Origin of the sequence: Commensalibacter oyaizuii (assembly GCF_029953265.1) — a bacterium.
GTDB lineage: Bacteria > Pseudomonadota > Alphaproteobacteria > Acetobacterales > Acetobacteraceae > Commensalibacter > Commensalibacter oyaizuii.
In genome coordinates this window covers 1,953,345-1,967,804 of sequence record NZ_JASBAO010000001.1, presented here as the reverse complement: position 1 = coordinate 1,967,804, position 14,460 = coordinate 1,953,345, and the positions used below count along the sequence as shown (strand labels likewise).

Here is a 14,460-nt window from a genome sequence, read left to right as displayed (position 1 = left end):
TAAAGATTGAACAAATTATCAATATTATCCATAATTTAACTGTGCCATCATTTAAATAGTTAAAAACCGAAAGGAACTTTATGAGCACTTTCTTCATTAATTCAGTTAAAAAGATGTGTTTATTAACTGTAAGTATAATGGCATTTTCTACGGCGTATATTTCCCAAACCTATGCACAAACTACTTATACATCCCAGAAAATAGAGGTAGACCAATATCAAAAATTTGGAGAATGGCGATATAATCCTCATTTCGTCCCACCGACCCTGATGTGGTGGAATGATCGGATGTCCATGGTGCCTGTATTATATATTTCATTTCTACCTGATAAAATAGTGTTAGATGCAGTCACCCCGGTTTGGCCTGACACTGGAATTATTTTCTATTTAAAAGATAAAAAAAGAGAAACCTCAGGGTTAAATTTAACCTTACAGCGCCGCGACAAAGAGCATTGTTTCTATAGTGCTACAATTTACGGTGCAGATCGACAAAATTTTATTAATAGCTTTGTCACTTCGCATAAAGCGCGTATAATCACACCGTCCTCTTATTCACAATCATTGTCTTTAAAACATGTTGATGAGGCAATGCAGCTCGTTTTATCATCAAATCCAGGACTGGGACTGACTTTACCAAACTCAATTTCTAACACAAAATAAGGTATTTACTGATTAACTATTTCTAAAAAATTTATTTTAAATGCCAATTTATAATTCTACTTAGAAAGGATATCATTATGACCACAAATAACACTCAGGCAGAAAAAAATAGCGAAAATGCTCAAGAAGTTATTGTCGCAGACATTGGTGGTACCAATGCACGGTTCGCAATTGCGAAGGTAAAAAGTGGAAAAGTTTTATCCATTGAGCACGAAACAATTTTAAAAACTGCAGATTACGCTACAATGCAACTAGCCTGGGATGCGTTTGGACAAAAAATTGGACGCCCTTTGCCTGATGTTGCTTCTATGGCAATTGCATGCCCAATTCGTGGTGATATTCTCAAATTTTCTAACAGTCCTTGGATTATCCGTCCAGCCTTAATTCCTCAACAACTCAACCTTAAAAAACTTGTCCTAATTAATGATTTTGAGGCAGTTGCCCATGCAACCGCTCACTGTGAAGATCAATATTTAAAACCTATTTGTGGTCCTAGACGAAAAGATGCCCCTGATGGTGTAACCACGATTGTTGGACCAGGCACAGGGTTGGGCGTTGCTTCATTACATTTTGACAATGCCAATGATACCTATATCGTTACCCCAAGTGAAGGAGGACATATTACCTATGCTCCTTGCGATAATATCGATATTAGTATTTTACGATATCTAAAACAACATTATCGTCGCGTTTCCGCAGAACGCATTCTTTCTGGTCCAGGTTTGGGTAATATTTATGAAGCTCTTGCCGCAAGTGCGGGTTTATCCGTAACTCATCACAGCGACAGTAATCTTTGGGATGCTGCATTAAAAGGCACAGACCATTTAGCAACAGCAGCATTAGAACGATTTTGCCTAAACTTTGGAACATTTTGTGCAGATATTGCTTTAGTACAATTAGCTAATCGCGTCGTTATTAGCGGTGGAATTGGTCAATTATTGGCTGACTATCTACCTCATTCTGGGTTTGGTGAACGATTTGTTGACAAAGGGCGATTTGAAAGAATGCTTGCACAGATTTCGGTTGAACTACTAACTTATCCCCAACCTGGTATTTTAGGTGCAGCAGCTGCTTATGCAGTAAAACACACCAAATAATCCATTTTCACTTTTTAGAATCCTTTACAGTTATCGTAATGAATACATCTACCTCGAAAAAAACTGCTGTTAAGGATTCCTTAAGCGAGCGACGCAAACAAGAAGCGCAAGCCCTTAGGGAAAACTTAAAGCGACGCAAAGAGCAACAACGCGCTAAAAAAGAACAAAAAACGTAATAACGTTATTATTTTACAAAAAAAACTTGTTCAAATATAAAACCTCGTTTATTGAACAGCAAAAAAACCAAGAAAGAGGAAACACCCCTATGCCAATCATGCCAGATAGTTGGATTACACGTATGGCAAAAGAAAAAGGAATGATAGAACCTTTTGCTGATAAACAACATCGTGAAGGCATTATCTCATATGGTGTATCCTCTTATGGATATGATGCGCGAATTGCAGATGAGTTTAAAATTTTTACTGATATCGACAATGCAATTGTCGACCCTAAAAATTTTAGTCCCAACAGCTTTGTCACTCGCAAAACTGATGTATGCATTATTCCCCCAAACAGCTTTGCCCTCGCACATACGATCGAATATTTCCGTATCCCGCGTGATATTTTAGTGGTCTGTTTGGGAAAATCAACCTATGCCCGTTGCGGAATCATTGTTAATGTGACCCCTTTAGAACCCGAGTGGGAGGGACAAGTCACCATAGAAATTAGCAATACTACCCCCCTTCCTGCGAAAATTTATGCTAATGAGGGCATTTGCCAGTTCCTATTTTTCCAAGGCAGTACCCCTTGCGATATTAGCTATGCCGATAAGCATGGTAAATATATGAAACAAATGGGCGTTGCCACTCCACGTTTATAATCAACTGAAAATAAAGATATTATGGATAGATTCTTGATTCGTGGGGGAAGACCCCTACATGGCGACATTACTATTGGTGGTGCCAAAAACGCTGCATTGGCCATTATGCCCTGTGCTCTTTTAACCTCTGAAACCTTATCGTTAAAAAATATGCCAGGTATTATGGATATTAAAACGATGTGTAGTTTATTAGAACAACATGGTTTAAATATCACTATCAATGATAACGATCCCCATCATTATTCTTTCAAAGGCGACATTACTAACACAGAAGCACCTTACAAGATCGTTTCCAAAATGCGTGCTTCTGTCTTGGTTCTTGGGCCTTTACTTGCACGTTGTGGCAAGGCTCGCGTTTCTTTACCTGGGGGGTGCGCTATTGGGACCCGTCCTGTCAATTTACATTTGGATGCTTTGACCGCTTTGGGTGCCGAAATTGAAATAGATGGCGGTTATATCAATGCTACGGCCCCAAAGGGATTAACGGGGACTCGTTTTGTTTTTCCATTTGTATCTGTTGGTGCAACTGAAAATACAATCATGGCTGCAAGTCTTGCAAAAGGTAGAACAGAACTATTAAATGCCGCCCGCGAACCAGAAATTTGTGATTTAATTGACTGTCTGGTTGCTATGGGGGCGAAAATCCAAGGAAAAGGCACCAGTCATTTAATTATCGATGGGGTTGATTCTTTGCATGGTGCAGAACACTCTATTTTATTTGATCGTATTGAATGTGGCACTTATGCTTGTGCTGCAGGTATAACGGGTGGTGAATTACGCTTAATTGGTGCGAAAGTAGAATATCTGGGATCTGTCATTCACGCCTTGGAAGAATGCGGTGTTGAAGTTTTTCAAGAAGAAAATGCCATTCGTGTTAGACGTACGGGCAGTTTACGCGGCATCGACATTATGACCGAAGCCTATCCCGGTTTTCCGACTGATATGCAAGCACAATTTATGGCCCTCTTATCTATATCTGAAGGGGCCAGCATGATTACAGAAACCATTTTTGAAAATCGGTTTATGCACGTCCCAGAATTAAACCGTATGGGGGCACGAATTAACGTCCATGGATCTTCTGCTATTATTCGTGGGGTGCACTCTTTATCTGGTGCACCAGTAATGGCAACGGATCTACGCGCTTCATTCTCTTTAATTCTGGCGGGGCTTGCTGCTGCTGGGGAAACCAGTTTAAATCGTGTTTATCATCTAGATCGCGGTTATGAAGCTGTTGAGAAAAAGTTATCAGCATGCGGGGCACAAATTGAACGTATAAAAAGCTAGACCTTAATTCCTAGATTAAAAAACAAGATTATATTGTTTTGTCTTTATCTTCTGATTATAGTTAATCGTAATAGTGCTATATATTAACTATAATCAGTTTTATTATCCTTATTATTGACTGCTGGAATATTTACGACAGACATGAACAATACTTCATTGATCCTTGCCCTTCCCAAAGGTAGAATTCTTAAAGCATGCCTTCCACTTCTTCAGGCTGCAGATATTATTCCAGAACCTGCTTTTTTCGATGAAAACAGTCGTCTCTTACGTTTCAAAACCAATGACCCTAGTTTAGATATTATCCGCGTGCGCTCTTTCGACGTTGCAACTTTTGTGGCTTTTGGAACAGCTTCCTTGGGTATATGTGGTTCAGATGTATTAATGGAATTTGATTATCCTGATATTTATGCGCCTTTGGATCTAAATGTAGGGCGTTGTCGTTTATCAGTAGCACAACTAGCCAATACCAAAGACAAAAATCTGGGCGATCCTGCAAGATGGTCGCAAATTCGTGTAGCAACCAAATATCCCAATATTACCAAACGCTTTTTTGCACATAAAGGCGTTCAAGCCGATATTGTTAATTTACACGGTGCTATGGAATTAGCCCCAGTTTTAAAATTATCCAATCTTATCATAGATTTAGTCGATACAGGCTCTACTTTAAAAGCGAACGGACTGCAAGAGGTCGAAACAATTGTAGATGTATCCAGTCGTCTGATCATTAATCGTACGGCGTTAAAAACACAATCTGTGCGAATTAATGCTTTGACTGATCGTTTCCGTAAAATGATTATATCCCCTCAATCTCCATCTTAACGGGGTTTCAAATTATGCAATATTTATTTGTTACGCAACCTAACTTTCAAAAAGCCTTTAACCATTTGCTGGCCGCACGCGCAATGGATACATCCGCTGTTAAACAACCGGTAACAGATATCTTAAATCGCATCAAAGCACATGGGGATACAGCACTGTGCGAGTATACGACTAAATTCGATCGTCTTTCTATTACTTCACAACAATTACGTATCACAAATGAAGAAATTGAACAGGCCTATCAACGAACTTCTAAAGAATTATTAGATGCTTTGAATGTCGCAGCATCTCGTATTAAAGCCTTTCATGAAAAACAATTACCCCCTGATTTACATTATAACGATGAGAGTGGATTTGAATTAGGATATCATTGGCGTCCAATGGATTCCGCAGGGTTATATGTTCCGGGCGGGACCGCGGCCTATCCATCTTCAGTACTAATGAACGCTATTCCTGCAAAAGTTGCAGGGGTTAAACGATTAGCCATGTGTGTTCCCAGCCCCGACGGTCATTTAAATCCATTGGTTCTGGCCGCAGCCCACACGGTGGGGATTACAGAAATTTATCGCATCGGCGGTGCGCAAGCAATTGCTGCATTGGCATTTGGAACACAAACCATTGCCCCAGTTGACTATATTGTTGGGCCTGGTAATGCCTATGTCGCAGAAGCAAAACGTCAAGTTTATGGTCTGGTTGGTATCGACAGTGTTGCAGGCCCCTCTGAAGTTGTTGTACTTGCAGACTGCAATAACGATCCAACCCATATTGCCCTTGATTTACTGGCGCAAGCTGAACATGACAAAATGGCACAATCAGTCTTTATCACCAATGATGAGGCATTTGCTGATCAAGTTGTTAATGCGGTTGAACAACAATTACAGGTCCTGTCCCGTCAAGAGATTGCACGTGCTAGTTGGGAAAACCACGGGGCTGTGATCGTCGTTGAAGATTGGTCACAAGCCGCAGAGTTAATTAACCAAATTGCCCCAGAGCATCTGGAATTAATGTTAGAAGATCCTGATATATTATTTAATGAAATCCGTCATGCTGGCACTATTTTTGTTGGGAAATGGTGCCCAGAGGCAATTGGTGATTATGTGGGTGGCCCAAATCATGTTTTGCCCACCAGTCGAACAGCACGATTTTCATCAGGATTATCCGTATTTGATTTTATGAAGCGTACTACATTTTTAAAATCAAATAAAAAGGGAATTCAAACAGTCGGCCCCGCCGCTGTTGCCATTGCCAATACCGAGGGATTAACAGCACACGCATTAAGTATTTCACAACGTTTGAAAAGTTTAAGCAAATAAAGCTAGACTTTTTTTATGAATAACCGTTATGTTGAAATCGTTTTTAAACGAATCAAACCGCAAGGACAATATACTTAAAGATGTCTAAAGAAGATATGATTGAATTTAATGGAACAGTTACCGAATTGCTTCCAAATGCTATGTTCCGTGTAAAATTGGATAATGAACACGTTATTTTGGCCCATACTAGTGGTAAAATGCGTAAAAATCGCATTCGTGTTTTGGCCGGTGATCGTGTCAGTGTAGAAATGACCCCCTATGACTTGACCAAAGGTCGCATTACCTTCCGCTTTAAATAAAGTCTTGCGAACCATATGATTTTGTCAAATCAAGAGTGCCACACCCTACCAATTGTTTTGGCTTCGGCCTCACCCAGACGCTTGCAGCTTTTACAACAAATTGGAATAACCCCTCAATTCGTTTTGGCAACCGATATTGATGAAACCCCTTTAAAGCAAGAGCGGCCCGCAATTTATGTTCAGCGCTTGTCCAAAACAAAATTGTTGGCAGGGCAAGCTATGCTAACAACAAATATCCCTTTTATTTTGGCGGCAGATACGGTTGTAGCTGTGGGTAATCGTATTTTAAATAAAACCACAGACCCAAAGCAGGCCGTAACGTATCTAAAGCTTCTTTCTGGGCGCAGACATCGCGTTTGTACCAGTGTTGTTTTGATGAATAGGCAAACAGGGCGGATTGCCTCTAGACTTGTGTACACCGTTGTTCAATTTTCCCGCTTAACGGATAGACAATGTCAAACCTATCTAGCCTCAAACGAATGGCAGGACAAAGCTGGTGCCTATGCCATTCAAGGAAAAGCCGCCAGTTTTATCAAAGCCATTCACGGCAGTCACAGCAATGTTGTCGGCCTACCATTATTTGAGACGGCACAGCTTTTGCGTGGTTTTGGATTAATCCCTTAAAGAACGATCAAAAATCTTTTACATTTATCTGTTTGTTTTAATCAAATAGCAAAATATCCAGGTAATTATTGCTTTATAAAGCAGTTATTTTTTTATTTATCCCCTAAGTCTTTTAAATCATTTTTTTCAAAAAATGAACAAAGCATACGCAAAAATTAATGATCATATTTATTAAATTATTGACATCAAAGACTTGGTTATAAAAATCAAATAGTTCGAGTATCGTTATTATATTCCACTATCAATATTAAAATAGTATATTTAGAAATACAATAATCACTAAATTGGCAAATCTACCCCTAAAAAGGGTGTTTGTGCAAAATGTATAAAACCTATTAATGGATCCACATTCAATGATAAACTTGTTTATAACGTTATTTATTTCTTTGACCGTGCCCAATCATCAACCAAAGGATTCACAAACATTATATCGAGAAATAATTAATAGAATCGCCGATGAAATGTTTCCTATTTTCTGTCGGCAAACTCTGCCCCAAGCAATATCAGCCATACAATATTGTTACGATACCGCTGGAAATGATCGTATTAAAAACCTTGCCTGTTTGATTGCCAATAAATACACCATTGATTTGATAGATTCACGTTATAGGGGTCGTATATACGATAATGGAATGGAATTAAATTCACAATTTATGACTAATTATATTCAAAATTACCATAATAGAGCTCAATTACAATATCTGCAACGATATCAAAACATATTTTCAAGCGTGAATGAATACGAAGATATTATAGAATCCTATACGTGGACATTGGCCAAAAGATTTAACACGTTGTACGAGTTGAAAAATATAAAAATTTTGTTAAGAGATTATCCTTGTTATGATAAAGATTTCCTGATGAACAATTTTTTTATATCTTTTATCCATCGTACAAGTGATTAAAAAAATGAACTATTTGCCTGTTGTGTGCAAATTTATTGACTCCGCCGTTAATGACGTAATTTGACGTTTTACGGAATTCATAAAATTATTCGGGTCGATATCCCCCCTGTTGAACGTCATGGTAAAATGGTTATGATTGTGCACTGTAATCACGTTTCCCTTTTCATACTGAAAATTACGGTCCATGTGTAAATTCATGAATGTTCTTGTTTGTATATTTTTTATTTGATCATTGTTGGGATTAACTGATCCCATATATTTCTTAATAATCTTGGAGGCAGCCGAAAGTTGTCGTTCCATCCACATTGAATACAAGCTTTCAGATAAATTAACATTGCCCTTGAAAACAGGGGGTGTCAGTTCTTTTATTCTTGTCTCTATAGTTTTTATATGAGCACGGTTACGATCTGCTTGGATCCCGTATGGGTCCTGTTCCAGGACACGCGTTAATCCCTTTTTTTTGTTTTCTAAGTATTGTAATTCTCTTTCTGTTTCAGTGGGTCTTTGTACTCGTCGGGGACCAGATTTTTCACCCCCCAAAATCAATGCAATTGTATTTTCAGGAGAGTTTTCAAAATTGATGGCACCAGCCTCTAAATACATTTTATCAGTTTTCCTTACAACCTCTGCAAGTGATTTTCCAACCTTGGGTACTATTTCCTCTAGTATAGTTAATGGCAGATCATTTTTATAATTCTTATCATATTCGTTATCAACGTCTTTTTTGATATCGTCCCTTACCAATCCATTCAAACCTTCTATAGTTTGAAATTGGCTGTTCGAATCTTTGTTCTGTTTATCCAAATACGTCATAAAATAATGTAAACGTGCAATTGAATTAACAACATAATTGTTATTTTGCGTCTCTATCTCGCGATAATGATATCCTTGTTGTTCTATTTGATCATAAATATTTTTTTCTCTATCAGCATTGTTATATATCTTTTGATAAACGGTATTCTCTAAAACCTCTGGATACCGGATTTCGAACGGTGTTGGATTATGTATGGCACTGTCGGTAAAAGTCGCCATTATCCCTGGTTTTTTTAGATATGAAGGTAGATTTTGCAAAATCTTTTGATTATTTTCATCATATGCCTTTGAAATACCTTCGATTAAGAGAACAATAAAATCCTTCATAGTTCTCGTATCTTTTATTTTTTTTAATAATTCAGTATTGTTTTTTGTTAATATCTCAATAAAAGGGTTATGATCGAATTCTGGTGTATTTCGAACATTAAATAGATTTTTCTGCACCTCTTCAAAACTATCAAAGGCTTGTGCGCGACTGACGTTATGGCGGCTGGCAAATTGTTGAAACATTGAAATATCTGTATAATCCACGTTATGTGCCCGTGCAAAATTCGATGTTTCAATCATTTTTTGTTCACTGGTCATCGGTGCAATACTTTGCACGATCTGTTGCAAGGCAACACGAATATCAGAAAAAACAAGTCGTTGATTTTCAATATATTGATCAAGTTTTCGATATTCATCAAATTCTTTTCGAGCAGCATTCATCCCATTGTTCCTTATTGACTGCTCTAAAGCCATACTGTTAAGTGCGTAAATTTTACTGAAAGACTCAGAAAATAAACGATCCATTCTTTCTGATGATTTTCCCACCGCTTCGTTTAATGTTTTTAACAGGGCTTCGTGGAACGCACCTTGTCGCAAATTAACAATCTTATTGATATTATTATAGGCTGTTATAACAGCTCGTTCCAAATGACTAATTGACGCTTCCAGATTCATCTCATTATTATTCGTTACAGAATTACGTGCTTGTGTTGATGTAGTTGATGAATTAACCATAAATATAAAATCCTTTTGAATGATGATTAAAAATTAAGCGCAGTCGTGGCGTTAATTCGATAAAATTAGATTTTTAATCTTTGAAAAATGGGCAAAAAGACAACCTTATGAAAAATCGCCTATATCCCTTTAAAACAAATTATTGCTCTACTTATATTGCGTTAAAACGAGATAAAATTTAAAATAATTAGCCCAATGAAATTTTGGTATTGTATCGTTCATATTTTACATTAAAAACGTATAATCACTGATGATCCATACATCCTAAATACCCCCCCTCAAAACGAGTATTATATAACTTGCTTATCCTTATATTCCTGACAGGCTGCATAACCCTCTATGATAGAAATTAGAACATTCTCTGCCCCTGGTGTCGTTCGAATTGCCGTGGTTCACCACAACCAACTGCTGGATTTTTCCCTATGGTATCCAGGTTATTCCGATGAATTGGGGGACATTCACTTCGGCCGTGTGGCAACTTGTTCATCTGCTCTAGGGGGGGCATTTATCACGTTGTGCAATAATAAATCCGGCTTCTTACCCAACAATGCAGATAGCAAGTCCCTACATGAAGGGGATGGTGTTATTGTGCGTGTTACACGCAGCGCGCAAGGGGGTAAAGGTATTCGATTGGACCAACGCAATTTGCCAGATTTTGAAATAACACAAAACACTCCACATCTTTTGAAACCGGGCCCATCCCCTTTGGAAACATTGGCAAAACGATGGCCAAATGCCAACATACTTCTTGACGATTTACATTTGATTGAGCTTATCTCGCCTTACCTAAAACCCAGAATACAACCAAGCAAACATACTTTAGACCCAGAAATCGTACAACAAATAGAAGCCTTGGAAGAATCTGAGGTTGAATTGCCCATGGGAATGCATGCCAGTATTGTTCCAACCCCTGCACTGGTTGCCATTGACATGGACGGAGCTGTGCTAAGCAACGATAACCAATCCAAATTACGTTCCCAGTTTAATGCCAATCGAATCGCTTTGCCCATCTTATTACATCAACTAAGGCTGCGTAATCTTTCTGGTGCTATTCTTATTGATATGGTTGGGTTGCCGTCAAAAAAGCGACGTCTATTTCAACAAGATATTGAACAAGCATTGAGCAAAGACCCCCTGCACCCTAAATTCCTGGGATTTACAAATCTTGGGCTTGGAGAAATTTTACGTCCACGCAAGCGTCCCCCTTTGCATGAACTAGTGTCTTCCGATCATGGTCAAGCTATCAAGATCCTTTATGCCGTTAAACAACAATTTAAAAATGATCTTAATCATTTCAAATATCGTCACATTACCCTGATTACCAGTATCCATTTACACCAAGCCTTAAAACAAGATCATTGGGCAGCCTCCAATTTCGAACAAAGGTGTTCAATATCTTTAAAACTGGAATCAAACCCCGGATTTACAAATCAACAGTGGGAACTTCATTATGACTGAATTAAATACAAAATGTCCAATATGTAAAAAAAAATCAATGACTGAATACAGGCCTTTTTGTTCAAAGAAATGTGCAGATATAGACCTTGGACATTGGTTTACAGGCACTTATCGCATTGCCTCTGCACCCAAAAACGAAGAAGAAGAACAAGAAATTGAAAATTTTCTAAAAGAAAGACTTGATTGAAATCATGATGTAGGGTAAATGCTTTACATACAAGATTCGTTGATACCGAAACAACGAAAAAAACAGTGCCCAAGTAGCTCAGTCGGTAGAGCAAGCGACTGAAAATCGCTGTGTCGGTGGTTCGATTCCGCCCTTGGGCACCATTTATTAAAAATAATTAACAAAACATATCCAATATATAAATCAAGCATCAATGGCCTGCTGAAACCGATCGACATTGCTTTGCCAATCTGCTTTGCCCAAGGCTGTGTTGTAATATTTCTTGTGATATTGTGCCATTGCCGTTGCGTCATTGGCCAAAGGCAAAACCGCAGTAATCCGTAAGTAAAATACTCGACACATCGCTGCAGCAAAAAAAAGATTGCCTGTCATGACCCCTGGCTTTGGAATAGCTCTGTTGTCGGTATTCCAGTCCCCTGCAAGGTGTTTTAATGCTGTTGCTAGGTTAGCACGTCTTGGACCACTTAAAAAATTCGTCCATATATCGTTATAGGTGAAAGGCTCCATCTGCATAGCACCCAATGCAGGCCCCTTGCCCAATTGTTTAAGATAAGTGCTGCCCCCTGCGTATCCTTCGGCAAGAAAGGTTCCTGTGACTTGGTTAATAGCGCGTTGACCACCAAAACCTATATAATTCAATGCTGGGGTTATAATCTCTTGTTTTAGGTGTGGAATGTAGATTCCACCTGTGACTTTAGCCATGGTTTTTTCCTTACAGTTAAACTATAAAAAAACCACCCAAGATGGGTGGTTCATTAAAAAAAAAATTAAATCAAATTATTAAAAATCAGATAATGCGACTCTTTTCCATTTATTTGTTGCTACACATACATAATGGTAATTTGCATCATCTTTGATATCACCAGCACTACACGATGCTGACGAAGACGATGGCGTTGATAATTGTATATGCAGTTGAGATGCTGATATTTTCTGTGTAACCGTTAAATTTCGACCATAAAATCCATTTACATTACGGATATTCGCACCATCAGCAACCTGTGTTCCTAAATTCATATCTCCGCCTTCGTCACTATATATAGTCAAGGCAGGATTGTTTGTACTATTTAACAAACGTATCTGTTGACCAGAACTAAACGATGCCCCCGCTCTAAATTGAGGAGAGACATTAAACACTGTCTCAGATGGACTTAATGTAAACATAGGTGTGGAAGATCTTATTGTACTATAATTATTTGTATCATAGAAATCAAAACCACCATTACCATTAATTGGATCCACGTTTACAAACTCTGTACGAGTTCTACCCACTCTAACAGTATTCCACACTAATATAGTTCCTTGCCCTGATACCCAACTTGTACCTATATTATAAGCAGCACTGGCCAATGATAGAGATGATGCGAACTGTGCCCTACTGTTAAACAGCACATTTTTTGCAGAACTGACAGAACCATCTCCCTCTTGACAAAAGCCTTGGTTACTATCGTATCCCAACAAACAGATCCCACCATAGTGACTTGCACTATAATTAAATACAATTGATCCTATACGTGACCCATTATACAATCCTTTTTTACGATCACGTTGACTGTCAACATCCATAACTAAGCGCGCACCATAATCACGCCAATCATTGGTACCGACAACCTCTCTACTAACAATAGTACTCATATGAATTGTATTACTACTGGGTAAAGAGCTTGCGAATGAGCTCATAATATGATTAGAATTCTTTACGGCTGCACCAGAGTTGCCATCTGAATCAATACTTTGCGGAGCACCATTACCACCAACAAACGTGCTATAACCAGAAAATTCTAATGCATCACCTACTGTTTGGGCAACATAAGCTTAAGGCAACCCATCAGCACCGTTAGCAAGATAGGCATAGCTATCCTCTGATACAGCACGTGGATCGCAATTAGGTCGACACTCAAAAGAAGTAGTCCAACCATGAAAAGATAAGCTATGTGGTTTTATCCAATTCTTAGCACGGGAATCAAATTCTTCTCGTTCATACTTATTAACAACAGATACTGCTTTGTCACCGATTACCCTACTCCCATCTGCAACCATATATTCATTTTCTGCAAATATTTTATCTGATGCACCAACAAAAATCATAGGAACTTTTTAACTAGACAATTGATCGTCAAGATAGTTAACATCTTTAACATCTGGAACCTGACCATTGGCAGCATTACCACTCGCCAAAACTGCCCAACCATATACATAAATATGATTTGCATCCCACGACTTAATAAAGCCTCGATATGAACGTGAAGTTAATAATGCAGTATTAACAGGAATATTGCGATTAATAACATTTATCGCAATATACATTCCTTGATGCAACTGTGACATTTGTAAGTTTTTCATTGGTGAGGATAAAGTAACAACATCGGGGCCGAAAGATGCTGCTTGAGCAACAATTCGAGCAGAGGAATTTTCTTCATAATGATAAAAGCCAACTGTAGCCATATCTCCATTTGCTACAGCGTTCGCTCCACCACGATAATCAATACCAGAAATTGCTGCTTGACCTTCTGCTCCATTCATACCTCCAGAGCCAGAAAAAACACATAAAGTACAACCAGCATTATAGTTCCCATATGGCCTACCTAAAATGGTAAGTCCCATTGGTACAGGCATGCTAGAACCATTATTAATATAATCACCACTAATTTGTACCATTTCTTTTCCCAAAGTAAATGCAGATTTATCATCTGGAACAAATTTAACTGATTGACGCTAAATAATAGACACGTCTGGTACCTTTTATTGACCCAAAATTTTCATTTGTGAAGTTGTAATACGACTATTACTAATGTCTACAGTGGCTTGTTTGCTGCTGTCTAACCCTGCTACACCATTTGCAGCGTTGATTTGAAACTTTGTTACATAATCTTCTGCGTAAGCAAAAGGCATGGAAATAACCGTACAGGACAACAAAAATCCCATACTAATATCTGTTATTAATTTTGATTTCATAATAAATCTTAAATATAAAATAGTATTTAATAATATTTTATTAATAAAAATACGGATTATATTGACAGTAAATAAAAAAATAAATATCGATACAACTAGAATAAACAGTAATTATTCCTGTTTTTTACGCAGTATTATTTTCTCAAAAACAATAATAAAATTTGAGGAAATTCATAATATTATTATAATCCTTTATCATTCTAAAAGGGGCGCAAAGATTAATTA

At 38.0% G+C, this 14,460-nt stretch carries 18 protein-coding genes and 1 tRNA gene; 13 read left to right on the top strand and 6 right to left on the bottom strand.

Annotated elements, in window-relative coordinates; translation table 11 throughout:
• The first annotated feature begins 80 nt into the window (after positions 1–80).
• The 10 genes from QJV27_RS08915 to QJV27_RS08870 all read left to right on the top strand — a co-directional run bounded on the left by QJV27_RS08915 (position 81) and on the right by QJV27_RS08870 (position 7,820).
• Complete coding sequence (locus QJV27_RS08915; protein WP_281448574.1) at positions 81–659, top strand: hypothetical protein; 579 nt, start codon at positions 81–83, stop codon at positions 657–659.
• Between the two features lie 77 nt (positions 660–736).
• Entirely contained in the window at positions 737–1,756 is a 1,020-nt protein-coding gene (gene glk, locus QJV27_RS08910) for a glucokinase (RefSeq protein ID WP_281448573.1), read from the top strand.
• A gap of 38 nt (positions 1,757–1,794) precedes the next feature.
• Positions 1,795–1,932, top strand: a complete 138-nt coding sequence (locus QJV27_RS08905; RefSeq protein ID WP_281448572.1) for a hypothetical protein — start codon at positions 1,795–1,797, stop codon at positions 1,930–1,932.
• An 89-nt stretch (positions 1,933–2,021) separates the two neighbouring features.
• Entirely contained in the window at positions 2,022–2,576 is a 555-nt protein-coding gene (gene dcd / locus QJV27_RS08900) for a dCTP deaminase (RefSeq protein ID WP_281448571.1), read from the top strand.
• Between the two features lie 21 nt (positions 2,577–2,597).
• A complete protein-coding gene (gene murA / locus QJV27_RS08895; RefSeq protein ID WP_281448570.1) occupies positions 2,598–3,860 on the top strand; it encodes a UDP-N-acetylglucosamine 1-carboxyvinyltransferase in 1,263 nt (420 codons plus the stop codon).
• 141 nt (positions 3,861–4,001) lie between these two features.
• Positions 4,002–4,679, top strand: a complete 678-nt coding sequence (gene hisG, locus QJV27_RS08890) for an ATP phosphoribosyltransferase (RefSeq protein ID WP_281448569.1) — start codon at positions 4,002–4,004, stop codon at positions 4,677–4,679.
• Positions 4,680–4,693: 14 nt separating this feature from the next.
• On the top strand, positions 4,694–5,992 hold the full coding sequence (gene hisD / locus QJV27_RS08885) for a histidinol dehydrogenase (RefSeq protein ID WP_281448568.1): 1,299 nt from the start codon (positions 4,694–4,696) through the stop codon (positions 5,990–5,992).
• Positions 5,993–6,072: 80 nt separating this feature from the next.
• Complete coding sequence (gene infA / locus QJV27_RS08880; RefSeq protein ID WP_110439346.1) at positions 6,073–6,291, top strand: translation initiation factor IF-1; 219 nt, start codon at positions 6,073–6,075, stop codon at positions 6,289–6,291.
• A gap of 15 nt (positions 6,292–6,306) precedes the next feature.
• Positions 6,307–6,915: a Maf family protein gene (locus QJV27_RS08875; protein ID WP_281448567.1), complete on the top strand. Its 609-nt coding sequence runs from the start codon at positions 6,307–6,309 to the stop codon at positions 6,913–6,915.
• Between the two features lie 353 nt (positions 6,916–7,268).
• A complete protein-coding gene (locus QJV27_RS08870) occupies positions 7,269–7,820 on the top strand; it encodes a hypothetical protein (RefSeq protein ID WP_281448566.1) in 552 nt (183 codons plus the stop codon).
• A 9-nt stretch (positions 7,821–7,829) separates the two neighbouring features.
• Here QJV27_RS08870 and QJV27_RS08865 read toward each other — a convergent pair whose 3' ends face one another.
• On the bottom strand, positions 7,830–9,635 hold the full coding sequence (locus QJV27_RS08865; protein ID WP_281448565.1) for a hypothetical protein: 1,806 nt from the start codon (positions 9,633–9,635) through the stop codon (positions 7,830–7,832).
• A 339-nt stretch (positions 9,636–9,974) separates the two neighbouring features.
• On the opposite strand from QJV27_RS08865, the gene QJV27_RS08860 reads away from it, so the two are divergent.
• The 3 genes from QJV27_RS08860 to QJV27_RS08850 all read left to right on the top strand — a co-directional run bounded on the left by QJV27_RS08860 (position 9,975) and on the right by QJV27_RS08850 (position 11,423).
• The gene (locus tag QJV27_RS08860) at positions 9,975–11,093 is read left to right on the top strand and encodes a ribonuclease E/G (protein WP_281448564.1); all 1,119 of its coding nucleotides are present in this window, start codon (positions 9,975–9,977) and stop codon (positions 11,091–11,093) included.
• The gene (locus QJV27_RS08855) at positions 11,086–11,280 is read left to right on the top strand and encodes a DNA gyrase inhibitor YacG (RefSeq protein WP_281448563.1); all 195 of its coding nucleotides are present in this window, start codon (positions 11,086–11,088) and stop codon (positions 11,278–11,280) included. Before QJV27_RS08860 ends, QJV27_RS08855 begins: the two co-directional genes overlap by 8 nt.
• 67 nt (positions 11,281–11,347) lie before the next feature.
• Positions 11,348–11,423, top strand: a tRNA-Phe gene (locus QJV27_RS08850).
• Positions 11,424–11,463: 40 nt separating this feature from the next.
• Here QJV27_RS08850 and QJV27_RS08845 read toward each other — a convergent pair.
• From QJV27_RS08845 to QJV27_RS08825, 5 genes are all read right to left on the bottom strand, one after another.
• Positions 11,464–11,982, bottom strand: coding sequence for a hypothetical protein (locus QJV27_RS08845; protein WP_281448562.1), 519 nt, complete (start codon positions 11,980–11,982; stop codon positions 11,464–11,466).
• Positions 11,983–12,060: 78 nt separating this feature from the next.
• On the bottom strand, positions 12,061–12,960 hold the full coding sequence (locus tag QJV27_RS08840) for a hypothetical protein (RefSeq protein ID WP_281448561.1): 900 nt from the start codon (positions 12,958–12,960) through the stop codon (positions 12,061–12,063).
• A gap of 135 nt (positions 12,961–13,095) precedes the next feature.
• Positions 13,096–13,368, bottom strand: coding sequence for a hypothetical protein (locus QJV27_RS08835; RefSeq protein WP_281448560.1), 273 nt, complete (start codon positions 13,366–13,368; stop codon positions 13,096–13,098).
• A gap of 9 nt (positions 13,369–13,377) precedes the next feature.
• Complete coding sequence (locus tag QJV27_RS08830) at positions 13,378–13,938, bottom strand: hypothetical protein (RefSeq protein WP_281448559.1); 561 nt, start codon at positions 13,936–13,938, stop codon at positions 13,378–13,380.
• Positions 13,939–14,022: 84 nt separating this feature from the next.
• Complete coding sequence (locus QJV27_RS08825; RefSeq protein WP_281448558.1) at positions 14,023–14,172, bottom strand: hypothetical protein; 150 nt, start codon at positions 14,170–14,172, stop codon at positions 14,023–14,025.
• Between the last annotated feature and the right edge of the window lie 288 nt (positions 14,173–14,460).